The sequence below is a fragment of the uncultured Sphingomonas sp. genome (genome assembly GCF_937859915.1).
Taxonomy (GTDB): domain Bacteria; phylum Pseudomonadota; class Alphaproteobacteria; order Sphingomonadales; family Sphingomonadaceae; genus Solisphingomonas.
Map to the genome: position 1 here is coordinate 1 of NZ_CALMAW010000008.1, position 14,523 is coordinate 14,523.

At 68.1% G+C, this 14,523-nt stretch carries 11 protein-coding genes; 3 read left to right on the forward strand and 8 right to left on the reverse strand.

The window, feature by feature from the left end; translation table 11 throughout:
* The 3 genes from Q0326_RS01185 to Q0326_RS01195 form a co-directional block, all read right to left on the reverse strand.
* Positions 1–1,766, reverse strand: a 1,766-nt coding sequence (locus Q0326_RS01185; protein WP_298686224.1) for a TonB-dependent receptor, incomplete at its 3' end; no start/stop codon positions are given.
* Positions 1,756–2,721: a FecR domain-containing protein gene (locus Q0326_RS01190; RefSeq protein ID WP_298686225.1), complete on the reverse strand. Its 966-nt coding sequence runs from the start codon at positions 2,719–2,721 to the stop codon at positions 1,756–1,758. The genes Q0326_RS01190 and Q0326_RS01185, both read right to left, overlap by 11 nt.
* A 2-nt stretch (positions 2,722–2,723) precedes the next feature.
* Complete coding sequence (locus tag Q0326_RS01195) at positions 2,724–3,287, reverse strand: sigma-70 family RNA polymerase sigma factor (RefSeq protein WP_298686226.1); 564 nt, start codon at positions 3,285–3,287, stop codon at positions 2,724–2,726.
* 139 nt (positions 3,288–3,426) lie between these two features.
* Between Q0326_RS01195 and Q0326_RS01200 the strand changes: the two genes are divergently transcribed.
* On the forward strand, positions 3,427–4,662 hold the full coding sequence (locus Q0326_RS01200; RefSeq protein WP_298686227.1) for a glycosyltransferase: 1,236 nt from the start codon (positions 3,427–3,429) through the stop codon (positions 4,660–4,662).
* Here the strand turns inward: Q0326_RS01200 and Q0326_RS01205 are convergent.
* Together Q0326_RS01205 and Q0326_RS01210 are read right to left on the reverse strand one after the other, a co-directional pair.
* Positions 4,643–5,539, reverse strand: a complete 897-nt coding sequence (locus Q0326_RS01205; RefSeq protein WP_298686228.1) for a formyl transferase — start codon at positions 5,537–5,539, stop codon at positions 4,643–4,645. The two genes, Q0326_RS01200 and Q0326_RS01205, sit on opposite strands and share 20 nt — an antisense overlap.
* Before the next feature lie 45 nt (positions 5,540–5,584).
* Positions 5,585–6,628, reverse strand: coding sequence for an endonuclease/exonuclease/phosphatase family protein (locus Q0326_RS01210; RefSeq protein ID WP_298686229.1), 1,044 nt, complete (start codon positions 6,626–6,628; stop codon positions 5,585–5,587).
* A gap of 213 nt (positions 6,629–6,841) precedes the next feature.
* On the opposite strand from Q0326_RS01210, the gene Q0326_RS01215 reads away from it, so the two are divergent.
* Complete coding sequence (locus Q0326_RS01215) at positions 6,842–7,516, forward strand: hypothetical protein (protein ID WP_298686230.1); 675 nt, start codon at positions 6,842–6,844, stop codon at positions 7,514–7,516.
* Positions 7,517–7,521: 5 nt separating this feature from the next.
* Here Q0326_RS01215 and Q0326_RS01220 read toward each other — a convergent pair whose 3' ends face one another.
* The 3 genes from Q0326_RS01220 to Q0326_RS01230 form a co-directional block, all read right to left on the reverse strand.
* Positions 7,522–8,871 carry a carbohydrate porin gene (locus Q0326_RS01220; RefSeq protein ID WP_298686231.1) on the reverse strand — a complete coding sequence of 450 codons (1,350 nt, stop codon included), beginning with the start codon at positions 8,869–8,871 and terminating at the stop codon, positions 7,522–7,524.
* A gap of 4 nt (positions 8,872–8,875) precedes the next feature.
* The gene (locus tag Q0326_RS01225; RefSeq protein WP_298686232.1) at positions 8,876–10,150 is read right to left on the reverse strand and encodes a sugar MFS transporter; all 1,275 of its coding nucleotides are present in this window, start codon (positions 10,148–10,150) and stop codon (positions 8,876–8,878) included.
* A gap of 115 nt (positions 10,151–10,265) precedes the next feature.
* Entirely contained in the window at positions 10,266–11,546 is a 1,281-nt protein-coding gene (locus Q0326_RS01230) for a dipeptidase (protein ID WP_298686233.1), read from the reverse strand.
* A 485-nt stretch (positions 11,547–12,031) separates the two neighbouring features.
* Here Q0326_RS01230 and Q0326_RS01235 point away from each other — a divergent pair.
* A partial coding sequence (locus Q0326_RS01235; protein ID WP_298686234.1) for an Rne/Rng family ribonuclease occupies positions 12,032–14,523 on the forward strand: 2,492 nt, incomplete at its 3' end.

A 14,523-nucleotide genomic window follows, 5' to 3' on the forward strand; every position in this document is an offset into this window, starting at 1 on the left:
CCGAACAGGCCGTCGGCGCGGATGCCGGTTTCGGCGACCAGGATGGTGTCGGGTTCGTAGGTCGCGGTACGGCCCGCCCCCGCTGCCACCGCGAGACCACCGCCCCGGAATCCCTGCGCATAGCGGGCGTACCAGGTCAGCTTGGACGTCATTTTATAAGACATGCCGAGCGTCGGGTCGAAGCGCGTGTGCGCGATGCCGCGCACGAAGGGGGATTGCGGGCGGGCGGCAAGCGGCTCGCCGTCGATCCGCGCGTGCGTGACGCGTCCACCCGCGGTGATCGCGAAGGTAGGCGACAGGGCCAGCGTGCCCTCGCCGAACGCGGCTAGGTCGAGCGCTCGGTTGTCGACACCCGAGATCGGGCGTTGCAGCGTGGGCGGCCCGAGCTGACGACGCGATGCAACGCGGTTCTCGTCCGCCGAGACCCCGACCAGCCAGCCGCTCCCCGACGGCATCGTCTGCCAGATGCGGATCTCGCCATCGACCAGCGCCGAAGCGGTCCGTTCGTCATAGGCGGTCGGCGGACCGCCGGCGTGGGTGTTGTCGTAGCGAAGCTGGGTGTCGCGCCGCACGCCGCCGATCGTCGCCAGCAGGTTGAGGCCCGCCTCGCGGGTCCGGCGGACGGTCGCCGAGCCGAGCGCGATCCAGTCGCGATAGGGCTGTGCCAGCATCGCCTGTTCGACGAGATTGCCGGCGCCGCGCAACGCATATTGCGGATTTGCCGTCCGGATCGACTGGCCGATGCCGATGAGATCGAACGACCAGTCGCCGTCCGGCGCGACGCGCAGTGCGGCGCGCCCGCCGTCGACATTGCTGTCGTTGATCGAGCGGCGCCCGAGCAGCGGGTCGTCGATATAGCCGCCGTCATGCGCCTGGTAGCCGACCAGCCGGAGCGCCGCGACGCCGTGCACGACGGGCAGGTTGACCGTGGCGGACAGCTCGTCGCTGGCGTGGCCACCCTGCGTGCCCGCCACGTCAGCCGCGACGAAGCCGCCCGTCTTCGTCGCATCGGGCGCGGTGGGGACGAGACGGATGATCCCGCCGATCGCCCCGGCACCGTACAGCGTGCCCTGCGGTCCTTCGAGGATCTCGATCTGCTGCATGTCGACGAGCCGCAGCGCGGGATCGGCGCCGCTGTAGGTCAGCCGCGAATCGCCGAAATAATTGCCGACGGTCGCCTGCGTGGGGCCCGCGAAGCTGCTGTCGGCGATTCCGCGGATGAACAATTTGTCGCGACCGGTGCCGAAGGCGGTCGATTGCAGCACCGGGGTGCGGTCGGCGAGGTCGGCGCTGTCGCGCGGTGTGTCGCTGGCGACGCCGCTGCCCATCACGACGATCTGCGCGACGCCCGGGAAGCGGGCCTGCGTGACGCCGCGCTTGCTGCCGGTCACGACGATGGCCGGGGCGGGGGCGGGGGCGGATGGGCCGGCGGGCAAGGTGACGGCAGGCGCGAAGGGCCTCAGGTGCCGTGACGGCGCGATCAGAAATCGACCCGGCCCAGCCTCGGTTGCGCGCAGATCGCTGCCATGAAGCGCGCGGGCAAGCGCTGCGGCGGCGGTGAGGTAACCCGCGACCCCGGGGCTCGTCCGCATCCGGACCAGTGCATCATCATAGCCAAGCGCGATCCCGGCCCGGTCCGCGACGGCGCGCAACACAGGACCGAGCGGCCCCGGCGGCACCGCGAAGGCGCGCCGCTCGGCACTTCGCGCGGGCTGCGCGATCTGCGACACGACGGCGACGGCAATGAGGAGCGATCTAGCCTGCACCACCGCCGTCGAGTGTCCAACCGGATGCCGTACGGACCGGCCGCGTGCCGCTCAGCGCCGCAAGCGATCGCACCGCGTCGTCCGCGCCGCGATCGCTGCGCAACACACCCGAGAAACGGCGCTCCGCAAGCGCGGGCTCGACCCGGATCGTCGCGCCCGTCGACCAGCCCAGTTCCTCGGCGACATCGGCGAGGCGGGCATTGTCGAAATCGAGATGGCCACGGTGCCAGCCGCCGACCGCGGCCGGGTCGACGCGGCTGAGCACGGCCTCGCCAGCGCGGTCGCTGCGCAGCGCCATGCCGGGCTTGAGCACGATGCGATCGCCGCTGGCGTTGGCGTCGCCGGCATGGAAGGCCACTGAGCCTTCGGCGACCGCCACGCGCAGGCCGCGATCATGCGCAACGAGATCGAAGACCGTGCCGACGTCCTCGATCGTCTGGCCGCCGGCCTCGACGCGGAAGGGAGTGGCGGCATTGTAATGGACGGAGAACAGCGCCTCACCGCGATCGAGCATCGCGACGCGCGGCGCGGTATGATCAAGCGACAGGCGCGCGCCGCCGTTCAGCTGGATACGGGTGCCGTCGTCGAGCACAACGGTGCGGCTCTGCCCGGCGGGGGCCTCGATGCTATAGGGATCGCCCGCCGCGGGGCGGATCAGCGTAGAAACGGTCACGCCGCCGACGATCGTCGCCGCGATCGCCGCACCCCAGAGTGGCGCGCGCCTGCGGCGCGGCCGGTCGGGCGCTATCGGCCGCTGGAGCGTGATCGGCGTCGGCGGACGTTCGGCCTTGCGCTCGCCGAGCAGCGCGTCGTCGAGCACGACGCGGTCGTAGGCAGCGGCGTGGGCTTCGTCCGCCTCAAGCCAGTCGACGAAATCATGCCAGCGCTCGCTGTCGCCCTCGGCAAGCGCGAGATGCCAGTCGATCGCCTCGCGCAGCACGGTGTCGGTGGCCATGTTCATCGCCCCTGACCTTTGGCGGTACCGATGTCGTCCTGCATCGACAGCCCGTGGAGCAGGCGGTAGGCGGCCTGCAGATGCTTTTCGACGGCGCTGACGCTGATCCCGATCAGTTCGGCGATCGACCGTCGCGGCATCGCCTCATAACGATAGAGCCGGAAGATCCGTGCGGTCCGATCGGGGAGGCTCGCGATCGTCGTGTCGACCTGCCGCAAGCGTTCGGCCGCAAGCAGCCGCGTTTCGGCACCGGGCGTGGCACCGGCGTCGCCGTGGACGTCCATCCAGTCCTGCTCGCGCTGCCGGCGCGACAGCGCGGACCGACGGCGATCGGTCGCAATATTGTTCGCGATCCGGAAGAGATAGCCGCCGGGTTGGGCGATCGGGGCGCTGGTCATGTCGGATAGACGGAGCCAGACCTCCTGGAGCACATCTTCGGCCTCTTCGGCGCTGTGCAGACGCGCCGTCAGCAGCCGCAGCAGCATCGGCCGCTCTTGCAGGAAATAGGCCTTCAGACCCCCGTCGGTTGCCCGTTCGGACGGCCCTTCGCCATCATGATCGCCCATCGGCTACGGTCTCGTTCCCCGTCGCGCATCGGGGCCCTCGATGCGCGCGGAGCGCGCTGCATAAGCGAGTCCCGCATCGGATGCGAAGAAAATAATCGGACCGGCTGTGCATCGATGGGTCCGAGTCCGTCATCTCGACATGATGACCGCTCCCGAGCCCGATCCGCGTCCTTCGATGCTGTCGCTCGTCCGGTCGGGGCCTGCGCCGACGCTGCGGCTTGCGGAAAGCGGCGCGCCTACCCTCTCGATCGGCGTGGTCCTCCACGATTTCGCGCTTGGCGGCACCGAGCGCATCGCGATCCGCCTCGCCGGGCGCTGGGCGCAGGACGGTGCCGAGGTCACGCTGTTCGCCGGATCGTGCGACGGGCCGCTGCTCGAGCTACTCGATCCGCGCGTCAGACTGGTCTCTCCACCGGAGCCGATCCGGCGCGCGCGCGGGTCGACGCGGCGACTGGGTGCGGCGGCGGCGGCCTATTTCACCCGGCATCCGGTCGAGGCCTGCTTCGTCCCCGGCAATTATCATTGGCCGGTCGCGTCAGCGCTTGCGGGCATGGCGCCGGCTGTCCGCCCGGTCGTTGCGGTGCAGGTCAGCGCGGCATTGCGCAAGCCGCAGCGCGGGCGGTTGCGCCAGATCGTCTACGACCGGCGGATGCGCCGACTGCTGACCGCAGCGGACGTGCTGGTCACGCTGAGCGACGAGGCCGCGCAGCAGGCCGACGCCATTCTCGGCCGCGCGGCGAGCCTGCCGATCGCGCTTCCTGCGCTCGATGACGGTGCCGTGCCGCATTATGTCGAGCCGCCGACCGGCCGAACCATCATCGCCGCCGGCCGCCTCGTCCGCGAAAAGGGGTTCGACACGCTGATCACGGCGTTCGCCGACCTGGTGCGGAGCGGGCGCGCCAAGGGCGCCACGCTCGTCATCATCGGCGAGGGTCCCGATCGTGCGCGCCTGACCCGGCTCTCCATGCGGCTCGGGCTTGGCGGGCAGGTGTCTATGCCGGGCTATGCCAGCGACGTGCGCCCCTGGCTCGATCGCGCGCGGCTGTTTGTCATGCCGTCGCGGTTCGAGGGCTATGGCGCGGTCGTCGTCGAGGCACTCGCGGCCGGTCGGGCGGTGATCGCGACGCGCTGCACGCCGGCGGTCGACGACCTGCTGCGCGGCACCGGCGCCGGACTCGACGTGCCGATCGACGATGCGCCCGCGCTTGCCGAGGCGATCGCCACGCTGCTCGACTCGCCGCCGCCCGATCCGGCACGGCTGTCGGCGCTGGGCGACCATCACCGCATCGGTCGCGTCGCCCGCGACTATACGCAGCTGTTCCGGCGGCTGATCGCGGCGCGCGGCGATTTGAAACTCAGCGCCACAGCTTCCTGATCTCGCGCACCGCCTCGATCGAGAGGCCGTGCAGCGACAATATGGTGCGCTTTGCGTCGATCAGCGTGACGTCGCCGGCGGCGGCGAGCGTGTGCAACCCTTCGCTGTAGGGCGACAAGGTATCGCCGCCACCGATTGCCGCGCCGGGGCGAACGTCGACGCGGGCGGTGTCGAGCCGGTCGAACCAGAGCGGGCGGATCGCGCCGCCATAGGTGCGCGAACAGTCCTGCACCGGCAGCATCACGCGCCCATCGATCAGCTGCGCGGTGCCGCCCGGACGGGCGCTCGCCTGGTCGCGATGTACCGCGTTGCCGGGATGCGGGCGCCACGGGCCGGTCAGTCGCTCGGCGAAGGCGATGTGCAGCGCCGCCGTCTTGTCGGGTTCGGTCGAGGCGGAGGTGTAGAACAGCCACCACAGCCCGTCATGCCACAGCGGCGTCGCATCGACCGCGACATGGTCGAGGTCGATCCGGCACGCAGCCTCCCACCGCGTCGGGAAGTCGACCGCGCGGTACAGGGTCAGACCGCCCGAGCGGTGCGCCTCGGGCAGCATCCAGGTCTCGCCCTCGCCCTCCCAGACGATCGGGTAGGAGAGGTGCCAGGGCTCGCGCAGCGCCCATTGCCGATCGAGCATCGTGTGGTCGGCAGCGTAGGTCAGCACCTCGATCGCGCCGACGCGGACGCGGTAGTCGTAGGTCTCGACGAAGACATGGAGCGTGCCGTCGCGCCACCAGCCGAACGGATCGGCAAGAAAGCGGAAGCTGCCCATCGGCGGCAGCCACGTCAGCGGAAGCCCCGCGATCGAGCCCCGCGCGACGATCTCACCGATCGGGGCGCTGACGATCGCGGGCCGCCAGATGTCCTTGCGCAGTGCCATGAGCGGGCTGTGCCTCAGGATGCGGCGGCTTGGAAGCCCGCGACCTCAGGCGCCGATATGGAAGCGGCGCTCGATGCCGATATGGTCGGACAGCATCTTGCCGTCGGGCAGGCGGCCGAAGCCGATCGCGGTGCCCAGCGGCGTGAGCGAACCTCGCGCCGAGAAGGCGAGCAGGCTCTTGCCGCGGAGCAGCGCGGTTTCGGCGGCGCTGCCGCCGTCATCGATATGGCGGCAGTCGTGCCCGCAGTCATGCTCGACGACGGTCAGCGCCAAGCCGTCCCGATCGAGCAGGCCTCGGTCGAGCATCGCCGAGCGCCTGGGCGCATTGCCGACATTGAAGTCGCCCGCGAGCAGCATGTCGCCCTGCGCGGGGAGCCCGGCCACGAACTGGCTGAGCGCATCGACCTGGCGACCATAGGCGTAGAGGCTGCGCGCGTTCGAGGCGAAGGACGCGCTGCGTGAATTGAGATGCGTGTCGACGACGATCATGGGTCGGGTCGCACCCGGCACGTCGAGTGCCACGACCAGCACGCCTTTGTTGGCGAGGCAGTCGAGACCGGCGCACGCGTAAGCGGGGAATGCCATCCGCTTAATCCAACGGATCGGATAGTCGGAGAAGATCGCGAGACCGCTATCGGCAAATTTGCCGAGCGTCTCGCCGATCAGCGGGCTGGCGGCGGCGGTGAAGGCGCGATCCTGTGGCGCGACCGGCGCAGCGCCCGTGTCGTTATCGCTTGGGCCATAGGCGACGTAGCGATAGCCCGCCTCGCTGCCAATCCGCTTGCCTGCCTGACCGAACGCCTCCTGGATCGCCACGATGTGGGGCTGCGTGCCCGCCACGCGCATGTCGCCGAGGCGACTGGCGATCATGCTTGCAGCGGCATCCCGGCCGCTTGCAATTGGCCAGGGCAGGCCTTCAACATTGTATGAAAGTATCGACAATTCACTCGGGTTGGTAATCGACTTGCTATCGAGTGGAAGATGCCGAAGCGGCAAGCTTGCCTCGCCGGTGCTTACGGCGGCCGCCAGAGCGCCGACGATTAAGGCTAATTTCGGCAAAGCGTATTTCACGTCTTCTCCAATCCGCATCCCGCATCGCTGTAGAGACGAAGTGAGCAGCCAGGGTGCACAGCGGACTCCGAAAAGTTCCCGCACTTAGGCCATATTTTTCCGAGCTTCCTGCGGGGTCTTAACATTTTAAGCCCATCGCCAAATCCGCGATGTCCGATTTTCTTGTTGTCATGTCGTTCATCCGTTCGCGGTCATTCGGTCTGAAGGCGCACTGACGACGGGACCGAAATGATGATGCGCATTGTCAAATGGTCGGAAGACAGCGACATCGGATTCAGCATCGTGCTGGCGATCCAGATGGCGGTGATCTTCGTCGTGGCTCCGCTCGCCGCGACCGGCGGCGCGTCGTTCGAACTGGTCGAGATGCTACGCTTCGGGCTGGCGGCCACCACGATGCTGGTCATCGCGCGCCACCCCGCGGTGCGCAGCGCGGTGGCGCTGGCGTTCGTCGCGACCTTGCTGGCCTCGCTGCATTGGCGGCTGGGCCAGACCGCCAACGTCATCGCCGCGATCAAGACGATCGTCACGATCGGCTTCGACACGACGGTGGCAACGATCGTCGGCATCGCCGCCTTCGGCCCGGGCCGCGTGACGGTTCACCGCATCCTCGGCGCGGTGATCCTCTATCTCTACGTCGCGCTGATCTTCGCGGGGCTGTTCAGGCTGGCGATGCTGGTCACCGATACCGCCTTTGCCCGCATCCCGTCGGGCCCGCGCGCGCAATTGAGCGGCCTGCTCTATTTCAGCCTCGGCTCGCTGACCACCGAGGGCACCGGCGAGATCCTTGCAGTGCACCCGCTGGTGCGCAGCCTCGCCAGCCTCGAGGCGGTGATCGGTCAGCTCTTCCCGGCGACCCTGCTCGCGCGGCTGGTGATGCTGCACGCGGCGAAGGAAGAGCGGGCCTAGTCCGGCTAGAAGGTTACCGCGCTCTTGATGCCGAACACGACGACGTCGGTGACATTGGCATAGCCGCCCGGATCGATGACGTACTGGACGTTGGGCCGGACGATCAGCCACGGCCGCAGATGCACGCTGTAATAGAGTTCGGACTCATATTCGGCGCGTGGCCGGGCGCTGCCCGGGGCGGCCAGCAGATCGGCCTCTGCCACACGGCTGTTGAGATCGGTGCGCGCCACCGCGAAGCCAAGATCGTCGTCCTTGCGGCCCGGGATCGGCCCGGTGAAGAACAGGCCGGCGGCAAGCTGGTTGTCGGTCGTCGACGTCGCCCGGTCGCCTTGGGTGAAGTTGAGGAAGACGCTGAGGCCGTGAGTGGTCTTGGGACCGGTCTTGGGGTCATCGACATAGGTGCCGGTGAGCTGCTGCTGAAGCAGGATATAGCCGCCATAGCGGCCCGAATGGACCAACGGTTCGGCGCCCGTGATCGCGATCGGATGGTGGTTGACGTCGAGCAGCACGTCGTCGCCGTTCGAACTGTTGTACCAGCCGCCGATCCGGTAGCTGCCGGGGAGGTGGTGCGGCCCGAGATGCGGCGTCCAGCCCGCCTCGACGGGGACGAGGACGCTGGTCGCGCCGCGGTGGCTGAGGGTGAAGTTGTTGAGCAGATTGTTCGGGTTGTTCTCGTAGGCGCCGACCATCACATACCAGTCGCGCCGCTTGAGCCGCAGCCGGGCGCCCCATTGCGCGACCGGGTAATTATACCAATAGTCGCCGAAGAGATTGCCGGCTTGCGCGCCGCAGAAGCTGAGATTCTCGAAGTTGCACGAGAAGCTGTTGAAGTCGCCGCCCTGCACCAGGCGACCGAGCTTGAGATCGACACCGCCGGCGAACTGCTGCTGATACCAGAATTCGGTGAGCCGCCAGGTCTGTCCGCGGCCATAGACCTCCTGCACCTGCTGCAGCGTGCCCAGGCCCGCGCGCAGATCGAGGTCATGGCCGCGACGGAAGGTGATCGTGGTCTGCAGCGTGCCGCCCTTGAGCCCGAGCAGCTTGTCGGTGTCGACCGTCGCGCCGAACGAGAATTGCCCGGTCTCGGTCGCATCCTTGCGGGTGCCGCCCGAAATATTGGTCGCGAACTCGCTGGTATAGCCGGCGGTCAGATCGATGCCGTCATCGCGCAGCTTGGTCCGCAATCCGCCCCATTCGCCGGTCAAGGTAGAAGGCGATTTGGCCTGTTGCTGGCTCTGGCTGTCGGCCGCCTTGGTCGCGGGCGTGGCGTTGGTCTGGTTGCTGGTCGTCTGCGCGAGCAGGGGCGCAGGGAGCAGAACCGCGGTCAGCGCCGCGGCGCGCAGGAACGGGCGCATCGGATCAGGCCGCCTTTTCGTTGGCTGGATGGAGCAGCCCGAACGCCGCGATCACGGCGTAGCAGATGATCGGAATGATCAGCGCGGTGGCGATCGTGGTCAGGTCGGCGAGCTTGCCGGTGGCGAGCGGCAGGATCGCGCCGCCGACGACTGCCATGCACAAAAGCCCCGATCCCTCGCTGGTCCGCGCGCCGAGGCCCTTGAGCCCGAGCGAGAAGATCGTCGGGAACATGATCGAGTTGAACAGCCCGACCGAGATCAGCAGCCAGCCCGAGATCGGGCCGCTGATTGCCATCGATCCCAGCACGAGCAGTGCCGCGATCGCGGCGAACAGCGCGAGCAGATGGCCCGGCTCGAACCGCTTGAGCAATGCGGTGCCGACGAAGCGGCCGACCATCGCGCCGCCCCAGAAATAGGACAAATGCTTGCCCGCGGTCTCGGCGTCGAAGCCGGTGGTGGTCGGCAGCTGAAGATAATTGACCAGCATCGATCCGACCGACACCTCGCCGCCGACATAGACGAAGATCGCGACCACGGCGAAAGCGACGCGCGGATTGCGCAGCAGTTCGAAGCTGTCGAGGAAGCCGATCGCGGCGGGACGCTCGTTCCTCACCGCGTTGCGGCGCAGCCAGAACACCAGCGCTATCAGCACCAGGACGATCGCGATGCCGACATAGACATGCGCGATGGTTGCGCTTTCGCTGACGCGGAACTGCGGCAAGGCGCCGCCGGACAGCGTCGCGGGATCGGTCTTGGCGGCGCCGGCGAGGATCAGGCCCGACCCGATGAACGGCCAGACCGTCGTGCCGAGCGAGTTGAACGCCTGCGCGAAGGTAAGCCGGCTCGACGCGCTGCGTTCGTCGCCGAGCAGCGAGATGAACGGATTGGCCGCGACCTGAAGGATGGTGATGCCGCCTGCCAGGATGAACAGCGCGACAAGGAAGGTCCAATAGGCGCCCGACGCCGCCGCCGGCCAGAAGGCGAGGCAACCCAGCGCGGCGACGCCGAGCCCGACGACGATGCCGCGCAGATAGCCGATCCGCGAGATCAGCGCGCCGGCGGGGATAGAGACGATGAAATAGGCGGTGAAGAAGGCGAACTGCGTGAGCATCACCTCGGCGTAGCTCAGCGAATACAGCCCCTTGAGCTTGGGGATGAGCACGTCGTTGAGGCTGGTTGCACCGCCCCAGAAGAAGAACAGACCGATTACCAGCCAGGCCAGCGTCCGCGACGCGCCCCCGCCTGCCTTGCCGTCCGCCGAACCCGCCGCCTTCGCCATTCTGCCGATCCCCGATCTACGCTGCGGCGCGGTCGATCGGCGCTACAAGCAAGGAGGCAAACCCACTAACCTCAATTAGGTTTCGTGACGAAACCGACTTTTTGCGACTGTGTCCTCAAAGTTTCGCCGGCGTATCGATCGCAGCCTCGGTCGCGGTCGCCGGCAGTTCGCCGTGCTTCGCGGCGGCAACGGCTTCGGCACGGGCCATCACGCGCAAGATGTTGCCGCCGGCGAGCTTGGCGATGTCGGCGTCGCTCCAGCCGCGCCGCATCAGTTCGGCCAGCAGGGCAGGGTAGGTCGACACGTCGCTCAGACCGTCGGGCAGCGAATTGTCGACGCCGTCGAAGTCGGAGCCGATCCCGACATGGTCGACCCCGGCGATCTTGGCGACGTGCTCGATATGGTCGGCGACGTCGGACAGCGTGACGTGCGGTTCGGGATTGTCGCGATGCCATGCGGCCATCGCGGCGGCGGCCTTGTCGGGCTGGCCGATATAGAGGCCGCCGAAGGGCGGCGCGTTGAGACGGACTTTCTCGGCCGCTTCCTCGGCACCCCAATGACGATGCGCTTCGGTCAGATAGGAGGGCGCGAAGGTGACCATGACGATGCCGCCATTGGCGGCGACCAGCCGGAGCACCGCGTCCGAGACGTCGCGCGGATGATCGTCGAGCGCGCGCGCGCTCGAATGCGAGAAGATCACCGGCGCCTTGCTGACGCGCAGCGCGCTGCGGATCGTCGCGTCGCTGACGTGGGACAGGTCCACCAGCATGCCGAGCCGGTTGAGTTCGTGTACAACCGCCTCGCCGAACGGGGTGAGCCCGTTGTGCTTCGGGTCGTCGGTCGCCGAATCGGCCCAATCGATCGTCTTGGAATGGGTGAGCGTCAGATAGCCCGCGCCCAGATCATGATAGGCGCGCAGCACCGACAGACTGTCGGCGATCTGGTTGCCGCCCTCGACCCCGATCATCGCGGCGATGCGCCCGGATTTGTGGATGCGGCGGACGTCGTCGGCGGTGCGCGCCAGCGCGAAGGTCTCCGGATAACGCGCAACGATGTCGTGGATCAGGTCGATCTGCTCGATCGTCTCTTTCACCTGCTCCAATGGCGGCAGGTCCGCGGCGACATAGACCGACCAGAATTGGCCGCCGACCTTGCCCTGTCGCAGCCGGGCGATGTCGGTGTTGTACGGCACCGGCCGGCCGCCCAGCCCGGTGCGGAGGTCGATGGTCCAGCGGCCCTCGCCCTCGCGTTCGCGCAGCGACTCCGCCCAGTCGTTGTGCCCGTCGATCAGCGGCGTCGCCTTCAGCACCCGCGCGATCCGCGCGGCATAAGGCGAGGGGGCGGACGCAGCGGCAAGCAGCAGCGGCAGGGCGCAGGCGAGGAGAGCTTTGGTCATAGGCACGAGAGTAGCCGGATCGGACGCCGCGGCAAGCACCGCCAATCCCGCCCCGCGAGCGAAGGCTGGACCGTACGCACTGCTTTTCTTCCCACCTTCCGCTCGCTTGCCGTATCGGCGAGCGGATGCTAGCACCGGCGACGGGTGTCGCGCACAAGACCCTCCTGCCTGCAGGAAGATCGCCCCGCGCCCTCAGGCCGGCGCCGTTCCTGGCGGCCGGCGGCTTAGGTTGACCGTCGCCATGTTGCATATCCCGTCCCGCGCCGAGAGCATCCGCAAGGATGTCGGCGCGCGGGTGGGGCGCCCGGCCGATCCGGCCCGGCATGCGACAGCGACGCGCATGTTTATCATCGCTTCTCTCACGTTGGCCCCCAGGCGCTTGGCGCCGGTCGGGCCGTCGTCCTTCACACAATTTAGCTTATCGGCGCACCCGCTGTTTGCATGCAGCGGCCGGCGCGCCCGGAGACCATATAATGACAACGCGCATGCTGATCGACGCGCGCCACCCGGAAGAGACCCGGGTCGCGGTCGCACAAGGTAACCGTATCGAAGAGTTCGATTTCGAATCCGCCGAACGCAAGCAGCTCAAGGGTAATATCTATCTCGCCAAGGTGACGCGCGTCGAGCCGTCGCTGCAGGCGGCGTTCATCGAATTTGGCGGCAATCGCCACGGTTTCCTCGCCTTTTCCGAAATTCATCCAGATTACTACCAGATCCCCAAGGAGGATCGCGAGGCGCTGCTGCGCGAAGAGGCCGAGGAGGCGCTCGCGCTGTCCGACGACGATGACGACGACGATCATCATGACGACGAGCATGATGATCATCATGACGACGGCTACGAAGCCTCCGCGCACGACATCGACGAGGCCTCGATCGAGCGGCTCGACACCGATGGCGGCCCCGAGCTGCTCGACGCCGCCGAGGATCATCCGCACGACGATGACGACCATGCCGACGGCGATCATCCCAAGCCGGTCGCGTCCAAGTCCGCCGGCCGTGGCGGCGATGGCGACCAGGTCGAGGCGCTCCGCCGCCGTCGCCAGAATCTGCGCCGCCGCTACAAGATCCAGGACGTCATCCGCCGCCGTCAGGTGCTGCTGGTGCAGGTCGTCAAGGAGGAGCGTGGCAACAAGGGCGCGGCGCTGACCACCTATTTGTCGCTCGCCGGCCGCTACTGCGTGCTGATGCCCAACACCTCGCATGGCGGCGGGATCAGCCGCAAGATCAGCAACGTCGCCGATCGCAAGCGGCTGAAGTCGATCATGTCCGAGATGAAGCTGCCCAAGACGATGGGCTGCATCGTGCGCACCGCCGGTCTCCAGCGCACCCGCCAGGAGATCAAGCGCGACTTCGATTATCTGGCACGGCTGTGGGACGGGATCCGCGAGGGCACGCTGACCTCCGAGGCGCCCGCTTTGATCTACGAGGATTCGAACCTCATCAAGCGCGCGATCCGCGACATCTATTCGCGCGAGATCGACGAGGTGCTGGTCGAGGGGCCTGACGGCTACCATATATCGCGCGAATATATGAAGCTGCTGATGCCGGGCCACGCCAAGAAGATCCGGCCCTATATCGATGCCGTTCCGCTGTTCCAGCGCTTCGGCGTCGAGGACCAGCTAAGTGCGATGTACCAGCCCGTCGTCCAGCTCAAGTCGGGCGGCTATCTGGTGATCAACCCGACCGAGGCGCTGGTCTCGATCGACATCAACTCGGGCCGTTCGACGCGCGAGCATAATATCGAGCAGACCGCGACCGCGACCAACCTCGAGGCCGCGCACGAGATCGCCCGCCAGCTCCGCCTGCGCGACATGGCCGGCCTCGTCGTCATCGACTTCATCGACATGGACAATGGGTCCAACGTCCGGAAGGTCGAGAAGGCGATGAAGGAGGCGCTCAAGAATGATCGCGCCCGCATCCAGGTCGGCCGTATCTCGTCCTTCGGGCTGATGGAGATGAGCCGCCAGCGCCTGCGCACCGGCGTGCTCGAGGCGTCGACCCGGATCTGCCCGCATTGCGAGGGCACCGGCTTCGTCCGCACCGCCTCGTCGGCGGGCCTGTCGGCGCTCCGCCTGCTCGAGGAGGCCGCCGCCCGCGGTCGGGGCACGCTGCTCACGCTGCGCACCTCGCGCGAGGCGACGATCTACGTGCTCAACCGCAAGCGCGCCGAGATCAGCGAGATCGAGGATCGCTACGGCGTCGAGATCGAGGTGATCCCCGATCATCACGACGAGGGTGCCCGGATGACGGTCGACATCTCCGGCCCGCCGCCGATGCACGCGCCCAAGCTGCCGCCGATGCCCGAGCCCGATCCCGACGACGATCTGATCGACGAGATCGAGGACGAGGAGGAGGCGATCGAAGAGGTGTCCGACGAGGACCAGTCCGCCGAGCGTCCGGTCAAGGCCGAGCGTGCGGAGCGTCCCGAACGGGCTGAGCGTAGCGAAGACGGTGGTGAAGGCGGCCGTCGTCGCCGTCGCCGTCGCCGTCGCGGCGGTCGTCGTGAAGAGGGCGCGCCCGAGGGTGGCGACGCGTCGGGCGAGTTCGAGGGCGACGAGCCGTCGGCCGAGGTCGAAGGCGAGCTGTCCGAAGAGTTGCCAGTCGACGGTGCTGCCGAGCAGAGCGAAGCCGAGGCGCTGGCCGAGGGTACGCGCCGTCGCCGTCGCGGTCGCCGCGGTGGTCGTCGCCGCGAGGGCGGCGAGGCGCTGATCGTCGATGCCGGCGATGTCGGCCCTGCCGCGACCGACGTCGCCGCTGACGAGAGCGTCTCCGAAGTCGCGGGCCGTGCCGAACTGGTCGAGGCCGCACCGGTCGCGGACGCCGTGCCGGACGCGGCGCCCGAGGCCGACGCGGCACCCAAGCCGAGGGGGCGTCGTCGTCCTCGCGCACGGACCGCTGCGGAGATCGCGGCCGACGCACCGATCGTCATCGCCGAAGCGACGCCCGTCGCGGCGGAGCCGGTCGCCGAGGCCACGCC